At 67.1% G+C, this 20,631-nt stretch carries 19 protein-coding genes; 10 read left to right on the top strand and 9 right to left on the bottom strand.

Annotated elements, in window-relative coordinates; translation table 11 throughout:
• Positions 1–291: 291 nt before the first annotated feature.
• Positions 292–984: a CBS domain-containing protein gene (locus ACV22W_RS08240; RefSeq protein ID WP_448018718.1), complete on the bottom strand. Its 693-nt coding sequence runs from the start codon at positions 982–984 to the stop codon at positions 292–294.
• A gap of 350 nt (positions 985–1,334) precedes the next feature.
• On the opposite strand from ACV22W_RS08240, the gene acsA reads away from it, so the two are divergent.
• The 5 genes from acsA to ACV22W_RS08215 are packed head-to-tail and all read left to right on the top strand — an operon-like array spanning position 1,335 to position 6,515.
• Positions 1,335–3,104, top strand: coding sequence for an acetate--CoA ligase (gene acsA, locus ACV22W_RS08235; protein WP_448018742.1), 1,770 nt, complete (start codon positions 1,335–1,337; stop codon positions 3,102–3,104).
• The gene (gene pdhA / locus ACV22W_RS08230; RefSeq protein WP_448018717.1) at positions 3,101–4,123 is read left to right on the top strand and encodes a pyruvate dehydrogenase (acetyl-transferring) E1 component subunit alpha; all 1,023 of its coding nucleotides are present in this window, start codon (positions 3,101–3,103) and stop codon (positions 4,121–4,123) included. Before acsA ends, pdhA begins: the two co-directional genes overlap by 4 nt.
• A complete protein-coding gene (locus ACV22W_RS08225; protein ID WP_059693122.1) occupies positions 4,120–5,094 on the top strand; it encodes an alpha-ketoacid dehydrogenase subunit beta in 975 nt (324 codons plus the stop codon). Before pdhA ends, ACV22W_RS08225 begins: the two co-directional genes overlap by 4 nt.
• A 27-nt stretch (positions 5,095–5,121) precedes the next feature.
• Positions 5,122–6,258 (top strand): dihydrolipoamide acetyltransferase family protein, encoded by a 1,137-nt coding sequence (locus ACV22W_RS08220; RefSeq protein ID WP_448018716.1) that lies wholly within the window; start codon positions 5,122–5,124, stop codon positions 6,256–6,258.
• Positions 6,255–6,515 (top strand): acyl carrier protein, encoded by a 261-nt coding sequence (locus ACV22W_RS08215; protein WP_059536499.1) that lies wholly within the window; start codon positions 6,255–6,257, stop codon positions 6,513–6,515. The genes ACV22W_RS08220 and ACV22W_RS08215 overlap by 4 nt, the downstream gene beginning before the upstream one ends.
• Before the next feature lie 108 nt (positions 6,516–6,623).
• Here ACV22W_RS08215 and ACV22W_RS08210 read toward each other — a convergent pair whose 3' ends face one another.
• Positions 6,624–7,154: a flavodoxin family protein gene (locus ACV22W_RS08210; protein ID WP_448018715.1), complete on the bottom strand. Its 531-nt coding sequence runs from the start codon at positions 7,152–7,154 to the stop codon at positions 6,624–6,626.
• 296 nt (positions 7,155–7,450) lie between these two features.
• Positions 7,451–7,996, bottom strand: coding sequence for an Hsp20/alpha crystallin family protein (locus ACV22W_RS08205; protein WP_059536503.1), 546 nt, complete (start codon positions 7,994–7,996; stop codon positions 7,451–7,453).
• A gap of 242 nt (positions 7,997–8,238) precedes the next feature.
• Here ACV22W_RS08205 and groL point away from each other — a divergent pair, with 242 nt between their 5' ends.
• The 3 genes from groL (at position 8,239) to ACV22W_RS08190 (ending at position 11,086) form a co-directional block, all read left to right on the top strand.
• The gene (gene groL / locus ACV22W_RS08200; protein WP_059536513.1) at positions 8,239–9,873 is read left to right on the top strand and encodes a chaperonin GroEL; all 1,635 of its coding nucleotides are present in this window, start codon (positions 8,239–8,241) and stop codon (positions 9,871–9,873) included.
• 421 nt (positions 9,874–10,294) lie between these two features.
• Positions 10,295–10,645 (top strand): hypothetical protein, encoded by a 351-nt coding sequence (locus ACV22W_RS08195; RefSeq protein WP_448018714.1) that lies wholly within the window; start codon positions 10,295–10,297, stop codon positions 10,643–10,645.
• Between the two features lie 69 nt (positions 10,646–10,714).
• Complete coding sequence (locus ACV22W_RS08190; protein WP_059536522.1) at positions 10,715–11,086, top strand: HPF/RaiA family ribosome-associated protein; 372 nt, start codon at positions 10,715–10,717, stop codon at positions 11,084–11,086.
• Positions 11,087–11,283: 197 nt separating this feature from the next.
• Here the strand turns inward: ACV22W_RS08190 and ACV22W_RS08185 are convergent, their stop codons facing one another.
• Together ACV22W_RS08185 and ACV22W_RS08180 are read right to left on the bottom strand one after the other, a co-directional pair.
• A complete protein-coding gene (locus tag ACV22W_RS08185; RefSeq protein WP_448018713.1) occupies positions 11,284–13,653 on the bottom strand; it encodes an exo-beta-N-acetylmuramidase NamZ domain-containing protein in 2,370 nt (789 codons plus the stop codon).
• 150 nt (positions 13,654–13,803) lie between these two features.
• Positions 13,804–14,268 carry a carboxypeptidase regulatory-like domain-containing protein gene (locus tag ACV22W_RS08180; RefSeq protein WP_448018712.1) on the bottom strand — a complete coding sequence of 155 codons (465 nt, stop codon included), beginning with the start codon at positions 14,266–14,268 and terminating at the stop codon, positions 13,804–13,806.
• A 468-nt stretch (positions 14,269–14,736) separates the two neighbouring features.
• Between ACV22W_RS08180 and ACV22W_RS08175 the strand changes: the two genes are divergently transcribed.
• Positions 14,737–15,234, top strand: a complete 498-nt coding sequence (locus ACV22W_RS08175) for a lecithin retinol acyltransferase family protein (RefSeq protein ID WP_448018711.1) — start codon at positions 14,737–14,739, stop codon at positions 15,232–15,234.
• 44 nt (positions 15,235–15,278) lie between these two features.
• Here the strand turns inward: ACV22W_RS08175 and ACV22W_RS08170 are convergent, their stop codons facing one another.
• From ACV22W_RS08170 to ACV22W_RS08155, 4 genes are all read right to left on the bottom strand, one after another.
• Positions 15,279–15,467, bottom strand: coding sequence for a hypothetical protein (locus ACV22W_RS08170; protein ID WP_059700890.1), 189 nt, complete (start codon positions 15,465–15,467; stop codon positions 15,279–15,281).
• Positions 15,468–15,512: 45 nt separating this feature from the next.
• Complete coding sequence (locus tag ACV22W_RS08165; RefSeq protein ID WP_448018710.1) at positions 15,513–16,769, bottom strand: putative glycoside hydrolase; 1,257 nt, start codon at positions 16,767–16,769, stop codon at positions 15,513–15,515.
• Positions 16,766–17,557: a polysaccharide deacetylase family protein gene (locus tag ACV22W_RS08160; RefSeq protein ID WP_448018709.1), complete on the bottom strand. Its 792-nt coding sequence runs from the start codon at positions 17,555–17,557 to the stop codon at positions 16,766–16,768. Before ACV22W_RS08160 ends, ACV22W_RS08165 begins: the two co-directional genes overlap by 4 nt.
• 118 nt (positions 17,558–17,675) lie before the next feature.
• On the bottom strand, positions 17,676–18,611 hold the full coding sequence (locus ACV22W_RS08155; RefSeq protein WP_448018708.1) for a 1-phosphofructokinase family hexose kinase: 936 nt from the start codon (positions 18,609–18,611) through the stop codon (positions 17,676–17,678).
• 215 nt (positions 18,612–18,826) lie between these two features.
• Here ACV22W_RS08155 and ACV22W_RS08150 point away from each other — a divergent pair, with 215 nt between their 5' ends.
• The gene (locus ACV22W_RS08150) at positions 18,827–20,623 is read left to right on the top strand and encodes an adenosylcobalamin-dependent ribonucleoside-diphosphate reductase (RefSeq protein ID WP_448018707.1); all 1,797 of its coding nucleotides are present in this window, start codon (positions 18,827–18,829) and stop codon (positions 20,621–20,623) included.
• The last annotated feature ends 8 nt before the right edge of the window (positions 20,624–20,631 follow it).

Below are 20,631 nucleotides of genomic sequence, written 5' to 3'. Positions count from 1 at the left end.
CAGACCACGTTAGCGATTCACCTGATTCGTCGATTGATCCGTGTCAACGACTGCCCCCACGAAAATCGCGTCTGCCCGCGCTCGTGCGCCGGGCATGCAAGTGCCGGGGCAAACGAACGCCGTGTCACGGGAGCCGGAGCAACGCTGAACGTGATTCCTGGCGAAGACTCAATGGGGACGTGATGCTTTCCGTGCGGATGGGCAAAGATTTTCAGGCAATACGGTGCGGTCATCGGTCTTTTCCTGGTGCTCCGCTGACATGCTGCCGACGACGCGGCTTATCGTCTGTTTTTACATCGACGGAAGCGTCAGCGGATAGACAAGATGACTGATTACCTCTTTTACCCCCGGGACGGTCTGGGCGGCGACGCACACTGCTTTGCGCTCCTCCTCGCTGAAGATCACGCCCCAGAGATGCACCTGTCCGTTCTTGACGATGACCTGACCCCGAGATAGCGCCCAGCGTTGGCCAGACATCGCCTTCAGTATCGCCTCGCGTATCTCCACGTCGGCAGGTGGGACCGGCGACTGTTGGTTGTGCGTATCGCTGGCCAGAGCACGCACGAGATCGGCGCGGCTCACCAGACCCGTCACCTCGTCATCCTTGACGACCGGCACGCGCTTGATGCGGTACCGCTCGAGCAGATCTGCAACTTCCGACAGTGGCGTGTCCTCGTGGACCGTGACGACGTCGACACTCATCACGTCCCCTGCCTTCTGCGCGTGCTCCTTTACGTACTCGCTGGCCAGTTCCGTGCTGGATGCAAGAAGCTCCAGCCACCAGGAGCGACGCCTGACACCGGTGCCGAGCTCGACGCGGCGTACAAGGTCGCCTTCGCTGACGATACCGATCAGCCTGCCATCTGCATCCGTTACCGGAACCGCGCTGATCGCGTGCTCGGCGAGCAGCTTGGCGACCTCCTGCACGCTCATCTCCGGCGTCGCGGAAATGACCGAGGTTGTCATCACGTCACGTGCCCACATGAGGTTTCTCCTTCCACGCGATGGCGCTTCACCGGCTAGTCTGCGGCGGACGCTGCACGCGCTCGCCCAGCTCGACCAGCCTGCAAGATGAATGCTTCACCCAGAAACACCGGGCGAATTTGACCGATATCAAAGGCGGCAGATCGTACACGGATGTCGCCATATGGCCATTCGAACAGTGTCGTGTTCGGTCGGCATCTTCCGTGGCAACTTGGGGCCGGATCCTGTTGTCCATCCTCACCGAGGCGGCGGGCCCGCTTCGGCAACTACGGCGCGTTGACGCACGTCAACGGAAAAGCGGGTGCGGCGACCAGAATGAATCACGTCCGACCCGACCGGATGGTGTCCGAATGAATGTCCCCGCGATCATCGCCAAAACACCTGCCGACCTGCGCGTCGTGCCGAATCTCGTCGACTACGACGGCGAACGGCACCGTTTCTCGTGGGCGGCTGCGGCGCGCGAACTCGCGATCGAACCGGGCGGCGGCATCAACATCGGGTGGCAGGCAGTCGACCGTCATTGTGCCGGCCCCGGACGCGACAGGATTGCCCTGCGCTTCCTCGCACGGAATACGCCATCCCGCGCAATCAGCTACGCCGAACTCGCGACGCTGACTGACCGCTTCTGCAACGTGCTGCGTGGCCTGGGTATCGGCAAGGGCGACCGCCTGTTCATCGTCGCCGGACGCATCCCCGAAATGTATGTCGGCGTGCTCGGCGCACTCAAGAACGGCACGGTCGTCTCCCCCCTCTTCTCCGCATTCGGGCCGGAGCCGATTGCCACACGCGTGAATCTCGGCGCGGGAACTGTGCTGCTTACGACCGATACGATCTTCGAACGCAAGATCGCCCCGTGGCGCGAACGCATGCCGGGGCTGAAGCACGTTCTGCTCGTCGCGGACACACCCGGCGCGGCGACGAACGTTTCCGGCACCCACGACCTCGCATCGCTGATGGCCGGTGCGACGGACACATGCCGCTACGAACCGACGTCCCCGGAAGACATGGCGCTGCTGCACTTCACGAGCGGCACCACCGGCACGCCGAAAGGCGCCGTCCACGTGCATGCGGCGGCGCTCACGCACTGGATCACCGGACGGTATGCGCTGGACCTGCACGAGGACGACATCTACTGGTGCACCGCCGACCCCGGCTGGGTCACGGGTACCTCGTACGGGATCGTCGCGCCGCTGCTCCATGGCGTGACCTCCATCGTCGACCGCGAGGAATTCGATGCCGAGCGCTGGTACGGCATCCTCGAGGACGAGCACGTATCCGTGTGGTACACGGCGCCGACCGCCGTGCGCATGCTGATGCGAGCCGGCTCCGGGATCGCTTCGCAGCACGCGTTCCCGCACTTGCGTTTCGTCGCCAGCGTCGGTGAGCCGTTGAACCCGGAAGCCGTCTGGTGGGGAAAGGCAGTGCTGGGGCTACCGATTCACGACAACTGGTGGCAAACGGAGACCGGCGGGATCATGATCGCGAATACACCCGCGTTCGACATCAAGCCCGGCTCGATGGGAAGGCCACTGCCGGGCGTGGATGCGGCGATCGTGCAGCGCGACGCCGGTGGCGGCGTGCAACTCGTCGACGAGCCGGGCATCGAGGGCGAACTCGCGCTCCGGCGCGGCTGGCCGTCCATGTTTCGCGGCTACCTGAACGAAGACGCACGCTATCGCAAATGCTTCGCCGGCGACTGGTATCTGACCGGTGATCTCGCGAGGCGGGACGCCGATGGCTACTACTGGTTCGTCGGGCGCGCCGACGACGTCATCAAGTCGGCCGGCCACCTGATCGGGCCGTTCGAGGTCGAAAGCGTGTTGATGGCGCATCCGGCGGTCGCGGAGGCGGCGGTGATCGGCAAGCCTGACCCGGTCGTCGGCGAATCGATCAAGGCATTTGTGGCGCTGAACCAGGGCCAATGCCCCGACGATGCACTCAGGATGGCGCTGCTCGCCCACGCGCGAAAGCGCCTGGGTGCGGCGGTCGCACCCAAGGAAATCGTGTTCGTCGGCCAGCTTCCGCACACTCGCAGCGGCAAGATCATGCGACGACTGCTCAAGGCCCGCGAGTTGGGGATGGCGGAAGGCGACACATCGACACTCGAGAGCGGCGCATGACTCCCGTCGACCACCCGCCTCCGCCTCCGCCGTCAGGGCCCGTGCCGTATCCAGCGGATCTGGCGCTCGCGCTGTTGCGCGACATGTTGCGCGTGCGCCGCCTCGAAGAGAAATGTGCCGAACTCTACGGCGCGGGAAAGATACGCGGCTTTCTTCATCTGTATATCGGCGAGGAAGCCTCCGGCATCGGCGCCCTGCATGCGCTGACACCCGACGACAACGTCGTCGCGACCTACCGCGAGCATGCGCATGCGCTGGTTCGCGGCATGGACATGGGCGTGCTGATGGCCGAAATGTATGGCAAGCGCGAAGGCTGCGCTCGCGGGCGCGGCGGCTCGATGCACCTGTTCGACCGAAGCAGCCGGCTGTTCGGCGGAAACGCGATCGTTGGTGGCGGTCTGCCGCTGGCGGTCGGTCTCGCGCTCGCCGAAAAGATGCAGTCGAGCACGCGCGTCACCGCATGTTTCTTCGGTGACGGCGCGGTTGCCGAAGGGGCATTTCACGAGTCGATGAATCTCGCGGCGCTCTGGCGGCTTCCGGTGCTGTTCTGCTGCGAAAACAACCTGTATGCGATGGGCACGGCCGTCGAGCGCCACGAATCCCAGACGGACCTGTGCACGAAAGCTGCCGCCTATGACATGCGGGCGAACTCGACCGACGGTATGGATATCGTGGCCGTACACGACGCGGCGAAGGATGCGGTCGCCTATGTGCGAAGCGGCGCCGGCCCGATGTTCCTGGAACTGCGGACGTATCGTTTCCGCGCGCATTCGATGTACGACGCCGAACTCTACCGGCAGAAGGCAGAGGTCGACGCATGGAAAACCCGCGGCCCGATCCACACGTTCACCGCGCGCCTCAAGGCCGAAGGCAAACTCACGGAGGACGCGTTCGTCGCGCTCGATGCCAATGTCGAAGCCGAAGTCGCCCGCGCGGTCGCGTTTGCCGATGCCGCCGCATGGGAGCCCGTCGAAGCGCTCGCAGAGGACGTCTACACGACGGCGGGAGGCCCGCGATGAGCCGCCGTCTCACTTATCGCGAAGCGCTGCGCGAGGCACTGCGCGAGGCGCTGTCGAACGATTCACGCGTGTTCCTGATGGGCGAGGACGTCGGATGCTACGGCGGCACCTATGCAGTGTCGGCCGGGTTGCTCGACGCGTTCGGGCCCGAGCGCATCCGCGACACGCCACTGTCGGAACTCGCGTTCACGGGGGCCGGCATCGGCGCTGCGCTGGGCGGCATGCGGCCGATCGTCGAGATCATGACGGTGAACTTCAGCCTGCTTGCGCTCGACCAGATCGTCAATACCGCAGCGCTCTACCACCACATGTCCGGCGGGCAATTCTCGGTGCCGCTGGTCGTCCGAATGGCGACGGGCGCCGGCCGCCAGGTCGCCGCGCAGCACTCGCACAGTTTCGAAGGCTGGTACGCGGGCATCCCGGGCATCAAGGTGCTCGCGCCGGCGACCATCGAGGATGCGCGCCACATGCTGGCGCCGGCATTGGCCGATCCGGACCCGGTGCTGATCTTCGAACACGCGGGCCTCTACAACATGGAAGGAGACCTGCCGGACCTCGACGGTGTCGACATTCGCACCGCGAAAGTGCGCCGCGCGGGCAAGGACGTCGCCATCCTCGCGTACGGCGGCTCGCTGCCGAAGGCGCTCGATGCTGCCGAGACGCTCGCCGGCGGCGGGATCTCCGCCGAAGTGATCGACCTGCGCGTGTTGCGGCCGCTCGACGACGCGACGATCATCGCGTCGGTAGCGAAGTGCCGGCGCGTGGTCGTCGTCGACGAATGCTGGCGCAGCGCCAGCGTCGCCGCGGAGATCATCGCGCGCATCGTCGAGCAGGCGTTCTATGAGCTCGATGCACCGCCGGCACGCGTGTGCGCCGAAGATGTGCCGATTCCTTACGCCCGGCACATGGAAGACGCGGCATTACCCCAAGTCGACAAGATCGTCACCGCGGTGAAACAATTGTTTTCGTGATTGCTGACAGACTCCGAAGGGGGACGCATGATCGAATTCACGTTGCCTTCCATGGGAGCGGACATGGACGAGGGGACGCTCCTCGAATGGAAGGTCAAGCCTGGTGACGTGGTCAAGAAAGGCCAGGTTGTCGCGATCGTCGACACGAGCAAGGCGGCCGTGGATGTCGAGAGCTGGCACGAGGGAACGGTCGACGAATTGCTCGTGAACCCGGGCGAACGGATCCCCGTCGGCACGCCGATGGCCACGCTGCTCGAGCCCGGAGAAGCACCGCCGGTGGCACGGCATACGCGCCAACCAGCGGCACCCGCCGCGGCCACCGGCGCGGCACCTCGCCGCAAGATCTCGCCGGCCGCGCGCAAGCTGGCGCAGCAGCACCGGGTCGATCCCGACAGTGTCACGGGCACCGGCCCGGAGGGCTCGGTGACGCTGGCCGACGTCGAACGGACGATCGCGGCGGCGGGTTCGCCCGCGCCCGGCACGCCCGGCGAGCGCTTTCCGGAAATGAGACGGGCGATCGCGGCCGCGATGGAGCGTTCGAAGCGCGAGATTCCGCACTATTACGTGTCCGAGACGATTCCGCTGGGAAAGGCGCTGGCATGGCTCGCGGCCGAGAACGCGATGCGTTCCGTGACCGACAGGCTGCTTCCGGCAGCGCTCCTGCTCAAGGCGGTCGCGCTCACGCTGCGTCGATTTCCGGAGCTGAACGGGTTCCATCGGGAGGGCGTCTTCCAGCCGGCCGTCGCCGTGCATCTCGGCGTGGCGATCTCGCTGCGCCAGGGCGGGCTGGTGGCGCCCGCGTTGCTCGATGCAGATGCCAAGCCCCTGAACCAACTGATGCGCGAACTGCTCGACCTGACGCAGCGATGTCGCGCGGGCTCGCTGCGGAGTTCGGAGTTGTCGGAATCGACGATTACCGTGACGAATCTCGGCGATCGAGGTGCCGTCGAGGTGTTCGGCATTATCTATCCTCCCCAGGTCGCGCTCGTCGGGTTCGGGCGAATCATTGAGCGGCCGTGGGCCGAAGACGGCGGGCTGAAGATCATGCCGGTGACGACCGCCAGCCTCTCGGCAGACCACCGCGTATCCGACGGCCATCGCGGCGCGCTGTTCCTGGTTGAACTGGGTGAATTGCTGCAGCACCCCGAGGAGTTGAACCGATGAACAATGCAGACATCCTTTCGGTCGTACTGGAAACCCTTGCATCCGTCGCGCCGGAACTCGATCCGTCGACGCTGCGCGCGGATCGTCCGTTGCGCAGTCAAGTCGATCTCGATTCGATGGACTGGCTCAATGTTCTGACTGGCCTTCATGCGCGGCTGAAGGTGGAGATCCCGGAGCGCGACTACGGTCGTCTGGTTACGCTCGACGATATCGTCGGCTATCTCGCGGCCGCAGACGCACACCGACCGGTGTCCTGACGCCGGCGTCGGAACGTCCGCCACACCGTTGCACGACGGCGCGCGGTCTCGTGCAGCGGTGCCCGAGAGCACTACCGCCCATTGACGGGCTCGCGCGCCGAGTATGCTTCAACGCGCCGCAGTCGTCGCGATCGCTTCGGCCAGCCTGCGTGCTGCCTGTTCAGCAAATGCCGCGAGAATCGGGCTGGCATCGCCATGCAAGGATTCGCGTGGCGTCACGCGACATTCGGCGAGCGGCGACTTGCGTGCCAGCATCCGCATTTGCGTGAGTGCGGAGTCCGCACCACGTTGCGCGAAGCTGCAGAAGAATGCGACACGCGGCAGGCGTCGCTGATTCGCGACGAGATACGCCCGCACTGGCGACGATACGCAGCCTGCCCAGACCGGGGAGCCGATCACCACGAGATCGTACGCGGACGGGTCGCGCTTCGCCGCGACGATCTCCGCCGGTTTCTGGTTGATTGCCTCGACGAGCGAACGCAGATAGCCGAACGGGCCGGCACGATCGCGCGTCACGACGATTTCCTCGACGTCGGCGTCGAGCATCTCGGCCAGCGCCGATGCGGCCCGGCGGGTCGTGCCGGTGCGCGAATAGAACACGACGAGAACCTTGCCGGCATACATGACGACCTCCCTCATGCACGCTTGTCGGGCGGCGCGTGCGTCCGTTGAATTCATTCGCCACGAAGCGCGGGCGATCCGGAGAAAATCGGTCCGGGTGTGTGTCGATTGCACGCGACGGTGCAACGACTGGCTCAAGTGCGGCGTCGCCGATATCCCGGTTATCGGCTCTCCATGCATGGCGCATGCAGGACCGCCTTTCGTCGACCGCCCGAATGTCGGTGTGTCACGACATGATCCAGCGATCGAGAAGCAAACGGAAAGCATGTGCACCGGCATCCGCCGGCATGCGTCGGCGGATGCCCCCACCAGTTTCAGCCGGCCTTGACCTCGATCTTCTTCTCGGCCTTGCGAGCTTCCTGCGTCTTCGGCAGCGTGACCGTCAGAACGCCTTTCTGGAACGACGCCTCGATCTTGTTCCTGTCGACCCCGTCGGGCATGCGAAAGTAGCGCTCGAACGAGCCGAAGCGGCGCTCATGGACGTAGTAGTCCTTGTGCTGCTCTTCCTTTTCTTCCTGCTTTTCGCCGCGGATCGACAAGCCGCCGTTCGCGAGCTTGACCTCGATGTCCTTCTCGTCCAGCCCGGGCAATTCAGCTGTGATTTCGTATGACTTGTCGGTTTCCGCGAAGTCGACCGCGGGCTCTGCGCTCCATTCGTGATCGCGGCGCCAGAATGGCTGGAGGTTGAAAATCGGTCGCCGCACCGACGGCATGCCCGCGCTGCGATTGAAATCGTCGAAGAGACGGTCCATCTCATGGCGCAGCGTTTCGATCGGATGCCAGTACGGCGCCCCCATCGGCGCATGCTCCGCACTCTCCTGCGGCTTGTTGACCGGCAGTTTCGTGGACGATTCTTTCATGTCGTGCCTCCTTCTCGTCAGTGATGCGTTTATTCTCGATTGGCGATGACCGCGGCAATTGACGGAGATCAACGCTCAGGATGGGGACACCGAAGGCTCTTGGGCGAGCACATGGCACTGCGAAACGCGTGGCGCTCGTTGACCCAGGTCAATCGGCACGACGCGCCGGCAGGTGGAATATGCGTATCGGTCGCCGGCCCCGAGGCGCATCGTGCCCGGCTTCGTCGCACAGGAGGTGCATCGTGCCCGCAAAATCGCTTGTCTTTCATCAGGATGCTCGCCAACGACTGCTCAAAGGCGTCAACGCGATGGCCGAGGCAGTCAAGCTCACGCTCGGCCCGGGCGGGCGCAACGTGATCGTCGAGCGGGCCGGCACGGCGCCGCTGGTTGCGAACTCTGGCGTCGTCGTCGCCAGCGCTGTGGACTTGCCCGACCCGTTCGAGGAAATGGGCGCACGGTTGTTGCGCGAAGTGGCGACCCGCACCAGCGAAGTCGCCGGCGACGGCACGACCACTGCCACCACCCTGGCACAGGCCATCGTTGCCGAAGGCATCAAGTGCGTCACTGCCGGGCACGATCCGATGGCGCTCAAGCGCGCGATCGAAGCGGCCGGCCGCGACGTGGTCGCCGAACTGCACCGCGTGTCGAAACCGTGCGCAAGCGCGGACGAAATGCGCCAGATCGCGACGATTTCCGCCAGCGGCGACAGCACGATCGGCGCGCTCGTCGCACAGGCCGTCGAGCGTGTGGGCAGGGACGGCGCGATCAGCATCGAGGACGGCACGAAGCTCGATGACGAACTCGAGACGGTGGACGGCTCGCTGATCGATCGCGGCTATCTGTCGCCACTGTTCGTCGATTCGGACAATCATCGCATCGTCCTTGACGAGCCGCGCATCCTGCTCTGCGACATGAACATCAGCGCGATCGCACAGCTGCTGCCGGTACTCGAGGCGCTCAGCAGCACCGGCAAGCCGCTTCTCGTCGTCGCGAACGAAGTGGAAGGCGAGGCGCTGGCGACCCTGGTCGTCAACCACCTGCGCGGCACGCTGAAATCGTGCGCGATCCGCTCGCCCGGATTCGGCGAGGCACGCACCGAACAGCTCGCCGACCTCGCCGCGCTGACTGGCGCGACGGTCATTTCCGTTCAGGCCGGACGAACACTCGAGCGCACGACGCTGGACGATCTCGGTGCCGCGCGGCGCGTGGAGATCACGCGCGAGACGACGACCGTCATCGCCGGGCGAGGCGAACGCCAGCACATCGACGACCGTGTCCAGGCGCTGCGCACGCGCATCGCGGCGACGCCGGCCGGATACGAGCGCGACGCGCTCACGCGCCGGTTGACGAAACTCGCGGGCGGCGTGGCGGTGATTCGCGTCGGCGCCGCGACGGAAACCGCATTGCGCGAGCGCAAGAATCGCTTCGAGGACGCCTTGCATGCGACGCGCGCCGCGATGGAGGAAGGCATTGTGCCGGGCGGTGGCGTCGCACTGCTGCGTGCACGGCGCGCGCTCGAAGGCAATCGCACGGACTTGACCGACGCGCAGCGCACCGGCGCGCGAATCGTGCACGACGCTCTGGCATCCCCGCTGCGTCAGATCGCCGAAAACGCCGGAGCGGACGCGCAGGCCGTCGTACACGCAGTCGATGCCGCGACCGGACCATTCGGCTATGACGCGGCAACGGCGACATATGGGGACATGATTGCTGCCGGAATCGTCGACCCGGTCAAGGTCGCGCGTTCGGCGCTACAGAACGCGATCTCAGTCGCGTCGCTGCTGCTCACGACCGATTGCATGATCGCGCATCGCCCACGCACGGCCGCGTCACCGGGCGTCGCGGAATCGGGAAACTGGGGCGACGAACTCGGCTGATCCATCAGTGTGCCGCCGGTCGGCCTTGTACGACTCGCCACGGGGATGCACGGAATTCATGTCGACCACGGAGCGGCCGGCGCCACAGTTGCCGCAGGGCAGTCATTCTCGCCCCGGATGCCGGATGCCGGATGCCGGATGCCGGATCCCGGGGCAGTTCCCGTTCGATATCGTGTTTGCGATTCGCGTCGATGGCACGATCGGAATTTCGCCCTTCCAGCCGATCAGCCGTTGATGCTGGTCACACCTTGTCGTCCGCGTGGCCGGACACGCTCTCGATGGAATCGTCTCGTTTCCACGGGCCGGCGCGGTCCATAAAAGCCGCCGTTGATGCGTGTCAAGTGGCGGCTGCCCCGACAGCCTAGGCTGGAAACGTGAACGACAGTCGTCCTGACGCACGCGTCCAGGCTGGGAGGCAACCATGCAGACCGGACATCATTTCCTACCCGAGTTCCGGCATGCGACCGTGCCGACGTATTTCGTTTCCTACGTGTTTCCTCTGCTGCTGGCCGGCTACGAGATCTACCGGATCGGCTATTGGGTAAGCCGGCATGGCTGGAATTTCGCGCAACTGCCGCAGGCTGGCTACGAGTTCACGCTGATGTTGTTCGTATTTGCACTGCAGGTGATTCTCGACGGGTTGTTCTTCATGACGGCATGGGTAGGCAAGCATCCGGACGTCGAGCATCGGCTCGCGAACCTGGCGCTCGGCGTTCTGTGCTCGGCACTGGTCATCGCGTTCGACGTCGTCCTTCAGATCGCCACGTTCTGAATCGGAATCTCGGGGGCGCCGGCACGACGGGGCACGACCGGTATTCATCAGCCATCAACGGATCAAGCAATGAAGCCACCTTACGAACTGGTATTTCAAGGCATGCCGCGCTCGGACGCGCTCGAGGCGGCAGCCGCCCGGCATGCATCCAGACTCGATCGATTCCGGCAGGACATCTCGCATTGCCGGATCAACGTCGTGCTGGACGAGAAGCACGATCATCAGGGGAAACCGTTCAATATCCGGATCGAAGTCACGATTCCCGGACATCAACTGGTATCCAGCAAGGAGCGCGACGAGGATGTCTACGTCGCGCTGCGCAATGCCTTCAGCAACGTCACGAGAATGCTCGAAGACACGGGACGGAAGCAGCGAGGCCGCGGCAAACGGCACGATGAACGTTCGGCCGCTCCTGCCACGCGATCGGAGGCGCACGAATAGCGCGCTTTTGCGCGTGCGTGCGCCCGTCGGCAGTCGGGCAACGCGCGCGCTTGACCAGCGCGAGTTGCGAAGCGATGCCGCGTCGATCCGATATGCGATCGCCCATCGAATCGTCGAGACGGATCGACCGAGCCGTGTCGGCGAAGTCGCGGCTGATCTCGTATCGGCGTCACGCTTGCCAACGCCTTTGCATCCGCTCAGTACAGCAGAAATGCTGCTCTCTCGGGCGCGAACGCCGCCTCCTGCGCAACGACCACGCGCTCGATCTCGTCGATCGACCGCCCCGCCTCCAGCATGTCCGCTACCTCGCGCGAACCGACCGATGCACGGATCGCATCGATCCGGAACTTCGCCGGATAACGCCGGTGCAGCGCCAGTGCGAGTGCCAGCCCGATCTCGCCCGGCCGTGCCGCGCCGGGCGGCCGGTCGATGCGCACCCCTTCGCACACCCTGCCGCGATACGGCCCCTCCGTGGGCACGAAGCGAACCGGCGAGAATGTCGCGTCCAGCCGCATCGCGCGAAGATCGTCCGTGAGGATGCGCGCGTCGATCCACGGCGCGCCGACCACGCCGAACGGCGTCGCGGTACCGCGCCCGACACTGATCGCCGCGCCCTCGATCAGCCCCGTCTCCGGGTACAGCGACAACGCGGCGCCATCGCGCAGGTTCGGCGATGGCGGCACCCGGCCGAGCCCCGTCTCGTCGAAGCGCATCGCGCGCACGTAGTTCGCCATCGGCACCACGGTCAGCGCCGCGCCGATATGCAGACGGTCGTTGAACAGTCGCGCCAGTTCGCCAAGCGTCATGCCGGGCTGGAGCGGCAACGGGTAATAACCGGTGAACGTGGCCGGCCCGGCATCGGCCACGGGGCCGCCGAACACATCGCCGCCCAGCGGGTCCGGGCGGTCGAGCACGAGCACCGGGCGATGCGCGGCGGCGCCGGCCTCGAGCGCGTAGCCGAGGGTGGCCAGGTACGTGAAGAAGCGTACGCCTGCGTCCTGCAGGTCGAACACCAGCACGTCGACATCGGCGAGCAGCGCGGGTGCGATCCTGCGGCGGTCGCCGTAGAGACTGTGAACGACCACGCCGGTCGCGGCGTCGACCGTGTCGCCGAACGTCTCGTCGATGTCGGTGCCGAGCCCGTGCTCGGGCGCGAGCAGCGCGACGAGCCGCGCGCCCGGCACCTGCGCGAGCAGGTCGACCGTGCGCCGGCCGAACCGGTCGAAGCCGCTGCGGTTCGTGACGAGCGCAATGCGCTTGCCCGCGACGGCCGCGAAGCCGCTCGCCGCGAGCACGTCGATGCCGGCCAGTACCGGCCCGCGCGATACCGGCAACCGGGCGGCTTGCGCGACGGCCGCCGCCATCGCGGGCACGCGCGTCGCAATCAGCGACGACGTCACGGGCGCGGCCTCGCTCGATACGATGCCAAGCACGAGCGAGCGCAATGGCATCGCCGTGCCGGTTTCGTCGGGATACAGCCGGCTCGTGAGCACGATCGCGAAGCGGCGCGTCACGGGATCGATCCACAGCGCCGTGCCCGTGTAGCCGAGGTGTTGCAGCGCACCGAGCGGCGGCAGCCGGTAGCGGTTCGCGACGAGCGGTGGCCCGACCGCCCAGCCGGGCGTGTGCAGGTCGCCTTCCGCGTCGAGCGTGGCCGGCGTCTCGAGCGCGGCGACGCTGCGATGCGCCAGCACGCGCACCGGGCCGAGCGCACCGCCGTTCAGCAGCATGCGCGCGAAGCGTGCCAGGTCGTCCGCACTCGCGAACAGGCCCGCATTGCCGGCGACGCCCCCCATCGCGGCCGCGACGGGATCGTGGACGCGCCCGCGCAGCAGTCGGCCATCGCGAACGGTGGTGGGCGCCACGCGCGCGAACAGCGACGCCGCTGGCCGAAACGCGGTGCTCGCCATCCCGAGCGGCGCGAACACATGCGCGGCGCACCACGCGTCGAGCGGCCGGTGCGACACGCGCTCGACGATCTCGCCAAGCACCACGTAGTTGACGTCGCCGTAGCGCACCTGCGTGCCGGCCGGTGCGCCGGGGGTCATGGCGACGATGTCGGCCAGCACGGCGGCCCGGCTGCGCAGCGCACGGGACGACGACACGCCGGCCGGCAGCCCGGACACATGCGCGAGCAACTGGCGGATCGTGATGCCGGCCTTGCCGTGCGCGCCGAACGCGGGCCAGTAGCGCGCGGCCGGCGCGTCGAGGCTCAGCATGCCGCGCTCCGCGAGCTGCATGATCGCGACCGCCGTCGCGACCGGCTTGGTCAGCGACGCAAGATCGAAGACGGTATCGGCCGTCATCGCCTCGACGTGCTCGCCCGTCACGCGCATGCCGCGCGCGACGCGCACCCGCACGCCGTCCGCGTCGCCCGTCACGACCACCGCGCCGGCAAGATGGCCGTCGGTGATTTCGGCGGCGATCGCTTCGTCGATCGAGGCGGTCTGCTGCGGCGCCACGGCCGTGTCGGATACCGCGTGCGCACCGGCTGATGCAAGCGTGAACAGCGCAGCGGCGGTCAGCGCGGCAGCACAGCGGGATCGTCTCGATCGAGCCTGTTCCACTGCATCCATCCCTTCGTGCCGGCCGCATCGGCTGAGTCGTGCTGCGCGCGAAGGCCTGCCACGTCGATTGCGTCAAGATCCGGGACCGGCCGAGGCATCCTCGGTTCTCCAGCCGCGCGGGCCCAGAACGAACGCGCGGCTAGCGGGCCGTTACTGCGGCGATGCGGAGCAATCGGCACACAGACGTATCGCGCCGTGCCGTTCCGGGTCGTGCCAGTAGAAGCGCACATCGACGGCACCGCGCGCCGGCACGACGACGTGCCGGACTTCCTGGACGGCCCTGTCGTGCGCGGACACGGTATATCGCCCCGGCGGCACGCGGGCGAACAGGAACGGGCCGCTCGTGTGCGCGTCGAGAATCGTCGACTTGCCGGACGACAGCGTGACATCGACATCGGAAAGATAATGGCCCCGCTTCGATGCGAACGTCATCCGCAGGTTGTAGCGAGGCGCGACATCGCGAAATGCAGTGACCTCGTCCTGGCCGATTCCGCCGGTGATATAAGCGACACCGTTGCGCACGATCGGCTCGGTCGACGTGTCAGCGAGCGCGTTCGCGCCGATGTTCAGCAGGCAGGCTGCCACCAGCAGCATCTTCACGGTTCGGGTCCACATCTTCACTCTCCTGATTGGGCACGCACGGCTGCGACCCCGCCCGTCCGGTCGCGGAACGGGCTGCGTGCAGTGACGTCGCGCATTCGCGTCGACGACGATGTCAGCGTCGCGCGGAACGTCGATTTCCCGTTGACTCAAATCAAGTGCGCGCCTGTCGAAGCCGAACGAAGCCGGAGGGGCCCCGCGAGACGGTCATCGCGCCCCATCTACCCGAGCGGCACGGCACGCGTGAAAACACGGGGGAGCGGGCTACGGACGGCGCAATCGTCCGTGACGGCTGTCAGCCGATATTGCGCGCCCCGTCAGAAATTTCCGACACGACGGCCCGACATCGGACAGCAAGCTCAGGCCACGCTGATTGTTCCGCGCGGCTCCACTGCCAATACTGGAGACGTGACAGGATGCAACGTGTTTCGCGGCCGGCGCCCGATTCTTCCGCCCCGCCGCCGCAGGACCGAGGAGCTGGCGATGATTGATCCGACCGCAGCGCACGCCGACGACGCCATGCTGGATGGCGAACCGCCGGTCGGTGCCCACCTCGTGACCCGCCGCCGCGGCTATCTGCATCACGGGATCTACATCGGCGACGGCAACGTGATTCACTACGCGGGATGGTCGCGTCATGCGAGCGGCGGTCCGGTCGAGGTCGTCACGCTGGACGGCTTCCGCGCCGGTTTCGGGCTCGCGGTCATTCGCCACGCGAGCGCGCTGTACGATGGAACGGAAGCCGCGCGTCGCGCGGCTTCGCGCCTTGGCGAATGCCAATACCGGCTGCTCACGAACAACTGCGAGCATTTCTGCCTGTGGTGCCTGTTCGGTGTGGCGAGGAGCGAGCAAGTCGCGTCGTGTCTGCGCAACCCGGTGCACGGCATCGCGGTCGCCGTCATGCTGATGGCGTGCGTTCTGGCCGCGCGATTGCATCCGGGGATGACCGGGCGCGAATGCCCGGCACGGTGTACGGCCTAGTTTCGACGGCGGGGGGCGTCGTTCGGTATTCGTCACCTTGACCGTCACCCGCGGCCGCGAAAGACGGCATGCGCACGCCCCCACCGTTTCGCCTGCGCGATCGCGATGCGGATCGCGCTGCCTTCGGTGCGCCCCTGCCTCAGCAGCGCGTTGGCGATCTCGATCGCTTTGCCGCGAACCGGAGGCGGCAGATTCCGCATCGAAGGCGGATAACGCTCGTCATTCCACGGCATGATCGATTCGACTCCTGCACGTTCGCGCCGGTCCGCACCTGCCGCTCAGCGTGGCAAATCGGCAGGATCGTAGCGATTGCGCGGATTCCACAGCATCCAGCCGTCCGTGCCCGCCGCCTCGGCCGCGTCGACCTGTGCGCGGATCTCGTCGGCATCGAACGGCCGGTGGTCGAACGCATAGTCGCGAAACGCCTGGAGCCACGGCCGAAACCGGACCCCGTCCATTCCGGTCCGGCGCTTCGCCTCGGCCAGCGACCGCGAAACGATCTCGCCCGGATGCTCGGTCGGCTTGCGGCAACCGGGCAGGCCCCACGTGAAGCCGGACGGATACAGCATCGGCGACACATAGTCGACGATCGGCCCGAGCGCGTCGAGCCGCTGTCCGATCGCGGTGTCGTCGGCGTTCCAGCAGACGTACCCGAAAATATCCGCCGACATGTAGAGGTTGTACGGACGCAGCCGTTCTCGCGCACCGATCAGGAATCCGGAGATCGCCGCGACCCGGTTGGCCTCGGTGTTGGGCTCGGCGAACCGGAGGCCGTTGGCGTCGGGAAAACGCAGATAGTCGAACTGGATTTCGTCGAAACCCATGCGGGCTGCCTCTTCGGCGACGTCGTAGTTGTGTTGCCAGGCCGCGCGCGAGGTCGGGTCGATCCAGCGCTGATGCTCGCGGTCCTGCCAGATCTCGCCGGTTGCATCGCGCACGGCCCACTCGGGATGCGCGCGAGCCAGCGGGTCGTCCTTGAACACGACGATGCGGGCAATCAGGTAAAGACCGCGCGCATGGAACGTCCGCAGCAGGTCCGGCAGATCGGGCGGACGAACGATGGCACCGGCGACATTGTTCGCGGCACCCGAGATCTCACGCGCCAGGCTGCGATATGGCGTCACGCCGCTGTCGCCCTTCACGTCGATGACGAGCGCGTTGATCGCCGTCTTGTCCTGGAGGGACAGCGCCGCCTCGCGCAGCGTGCGGTCCGCGACGCCGTAAGCGGACAGATAGACGGCTTTCGGCCGCACTGGCGTCATGCGGATCGTCTGTGCACCCTCGGCGGCCGAGAGCGTGACTTCGGTTCGCGCATAGCCCGGCGCGCGCACGCTCAGGTATGCGCCCGCCGCGTCGATCTCCAGTGCAAACGCGCCGTCGCGATCCGCGATCCGGTTCGCACCCGCCACGTGGCCGATCGCGCCGGCGAGCGGGTGCCCGTTCGTCGCATCGACGACGGTGATCGTGACGGGCGCCGCCCGAGCGGCGAATCCGGCGAGCGACACGAGCAGGCAGACGATCAGACGTTCAATCACGGCTTCCCCCCGGCGGTTCTCAACAATCCGTTCATGCAGCGTGTGTCGCAGGCGTCCGTCATCAGATAACGCGGCAGCGCCATGGCCGGATCGGTGACACGAACGGGGCGCGCGTCGAGCGTGAATGCCGCGACGTAGCCTTCGCGAGCGGCCAGCTGGTCGGTCTGCGCATCATGGACGCCGAACGGCCAGGCCAGCATCCGCACCGCCCGACCGGTTTCGGACTCGAGCCGTTCGCGGGACCGGCTCAACTGATACGACACGAAGCGCAGGTAGTCGTCCGGCGTGAGTCGGGCGCGTTCGGTGCGGAAATTCGGATGCCAGTACGTGTGGGACTCGATGTCGAATCCGACGGACTGCCCGAGCGTGCGCAACTGGTCCCATGTCATCGCATAGCTGGCGTTGGAGATGGCCGACGGATAGATGAACAGCGTGACCGGCATCGGATGGGCAGCCAGCAATGGGCGCAGGACCTCGTACACGGAGCGATGACCGTCGTCGATGGTGATCGCGACCGCGCGCGCCGGCACGGCATCCGCCTGGCCGTCATGCCAGCGCACGACGTCGGCGAGCGGCACGACACGGTAGCCGTTCGCCTCGATCGCCTGCAACTGGTGGCGGAACGTCTCGGTACGGACCGTCATCGAATCCAGTCGCGAGGTGGCGAACCGGTGGTAGACGAGGATCAGTACACGCTGCGACGGGGAATCACCGGTCGCGACTTCGGCGGACCAAGCCGGCGGCATACACGACAACAGGAGCAGGCAGGCGAGCAGGCGAAAGGCCATGGCGGACCTCGTGGAATGGCTGCCCCATTTTTCTCGATCGCGGCGCGAAAACCGCTGAGCCAGATCAACGATCGATCGCGCGTCGACGCGATCGTGCAAGCGTCAGGCCGCCTGGGCGTCAGGTTGCCTGCGCAACCAGTTCGGCATGAATCCGCTCGACGTCGTCGCGCGTGCACAGCGCCGTCCCCGGATGCTCGACGGAAGCGGCCGATGCCGCCAGCGCATAGCGGCACGCTTCGTCGAACGGCACGCCGCGCGCCAGCGCCCAGACCATGCCGCCGACGAAACTGTCGCCGGCGCCGACCGTGCTGCATACCGCTGCCGGCCTGCCCGGCAGGCGCAGCGCGCCGTCGCGCGTGACGACCCATGCGCCGCGCGCACCGAGCGTCAACGCGACGATGTCGGCTTGCCCGCGCGCGACGAGTTCGCTCGCCTTCCGGCATGCCGACGTGTCGTCGAGCGGTTCGCCGGCCAGCGCGCTCAGTTCGCCGAGACTGGGCTTCACGAGATGAACGCCGGCCTCGAGGGCCGCCTGCAGCGCCCGGCCCGCCGCATCGACGACCACCCGGCTGCCCCTTGCCCGGGCCGTCCGCGCGAGCGTCGCGTACAGGTCGTCGGGCGCGCCGGGCGGCAGGCTGCCGCTCAGCACGAGATAGCGCGGCACCGGTTGCATCGCGTCGATGCGGGCTGCACAGTCGCGCCACTCGGCCTCCGAGACCAGCGGCCCCGGCATCAGGAAGCGGTATTCGCGCCCGGTCGCGGTCTCGGTCACGCAGACGTTCTCGCGCGTCTCGCCGGCGATCCGGATGCGCACCGCCGGCAGGCGCTCGGCTTCGAGCAACAGCGTCAACACGTCGCCGGTCGGCCCGCCGGCCAGGTACAGCGCGACGCAGTCGCCTCCGAGGCGGTGAATGGTTCGGGCGACGTTGATCCCGCCGCCGCCGGGGTCGCGCCGCGGCCGTGCGCAGCGCAGCTTGTGCGTATCGACGATGTGCTCGACGGACGTCGCGACATCGACGGCCGGATTCAAGGTAACGGTAACGATATCGGTCATGGTGCGTGGTTCAGTCGATGGCCGGCGCGACGGACGCCGGCGCGCCCCTTCGCGGGCAACCGCCGCGCGCTGGCCGTGGCTCCACCTTACGTTCGATGCCGGTCGCGGCGTTGACCGCCGTCAAGCGATGTCACGAAGGTGCCCGGTTGCGCTCGATCAACGACACGTTCGGGCAGGCTCTTACAGTGAATCATTCATCGTCGCCGAGCCCCGCCATGGATGAGCAGCCGCTGTGCACCACCGTGTTTGCCGAACGCTATGCGCAGCCCGGCGAAACGTCTCGCGCGGACGTCTTCCATCGCGTCGCCCGCGCGCTGTCGCTCGCCGAGCCGGTCGAGCGCCGGGCGCAGGTGGAGCAGGCGTTCTTCGTGAACCTGCAGCGTGGCGCGATCGGCGCGGGCCGGATCCTCGCGAATGCCGGCGCGGACAACGGCGGAACGATGGTCAACTGCTTCGTCCATCCGCTCGCGATTCCTGCCGAGGCCACCGCGCACGCCGTCGACACGGCGCTGGCGCAGGCGCTCGAGGAAGCACGGGTCACGCTGTTGATGGGCGGCGGCATCGGCTACGACTTTTCGCCGGTGCCTCCCGCGGACGCGCACGAACGGCGTCTGTCACCCGGACGCGGCGCTTGCGCGGCGATCGACCGCTTCGACGCGATGTGCCGGGCGCTGCGGTTTACCGGCCCGCGCCGGGGCGCACAAATGGGCGTGCTGCGCTGCGATCATCCGGACCTCGTCGCGTTCGTCGCGGCGAAGCGCGGACGCTCGCGCTGGCCGACGTTCAACCTGTCGGTCGGCGTCACGGACGCGTTCATGGAGGCCGTCCGGCACGACCTGCCGTGGGCGCTCGTCCATCATGCGCCGCCCCGCAACGCATCCGGCACACCGCCCCGGCGGCCGGACGGACGTTACCTTTACGCGACGGTGTCGGCCCGCACGCTCTGGCACGAGATCGTCAACGCCGCGCGCGACAGCGCCGAACCCGGGCTGCTGTTCCTCGACACGATCCGCGACGCGAATCCGCTGCGCAAGCACGAGCGGATCGACGCGACGAACCCGTGCGGCGAACAACCGCTGCCGCCGTACGGCAGCTGCGTGCTCGGGCCGATCGACCTGTCGCGGTTCGTTCTACATCCGTTCGGCGTCGACGGGAAGCCGCGCTTCGACTTCGCGACGCTCGCCGACGCGGTGCGCATCCAGGTCCGCATGCTCGACAACGTGCTCGACCTGACCGCGTGGCCGCTCGCCGCGCATGAGCACGAGGCGCGGCGCACACGGCGCATCGGGGTCGGCGTGACCGGGCTGGCCGACGCGCTGACGATGCTGCGGCTGCGCTACGACAGCGTGGAAGCACGCACGCTCGCACGCCGGATCGTGCTGACGATGCGCGAGCATGCGTTTGCCGCATCGGCCGCGCTTGCCGCCGAGCGCGGCGTGTTTCCGGCCTACGACCCGGACGCCTATCTGACCGGCCCCGCGTCTCGCACGCTGTTGCCGCTGAAGGTGCATCACGCGATCGCGCGGCACGGGCTGCGCAACAGCCATCTGCTGTCGTTCGCGCCGGCCGGCAGCGTGAGCCTCGCGTTCTGCGACAACTGTTCGAACGGGATCGAGCCGGCCGTCGGCTGGACGCAGCGCCGCATGGTCCGCACCGCCGACGGGCAGGTCCGGCCGTTTCGTGCGGAGAATCACGCTTACCGGCTGTTCCGCGAGCTGCATGGTGAGAGCGTCAAGCTGCCGGACTATTTCGTCACGGCCGCGGAAATCGCGCCGGCGGATCATGCCGCAATGCTCGCGGCGCTGCAGCCGTGCGTCGACGCCGGCATCTCGAAGACCGTGACGATGCCAGGCCAGTGTTCGCTCGCGGAAGTCGACGCGTTGTTCTTCCAGGCGTGGCGCGACGGGCTCAAGGGCATCACGGTTTTCCGGCCCGATCCGCGGCTCGCGTCGGTCGTGACCGAAGACGCGGCGCGCACGCGGCGCGACGGCCCGGTCTGCATCGGCTGTTGAATCACACG

This window comes from Burkholderia sp. AW49-1, assembly GCF_053427845.1.
This window is presented reverse-complemented; position numbering and strand designations above follow the sequence as displayed.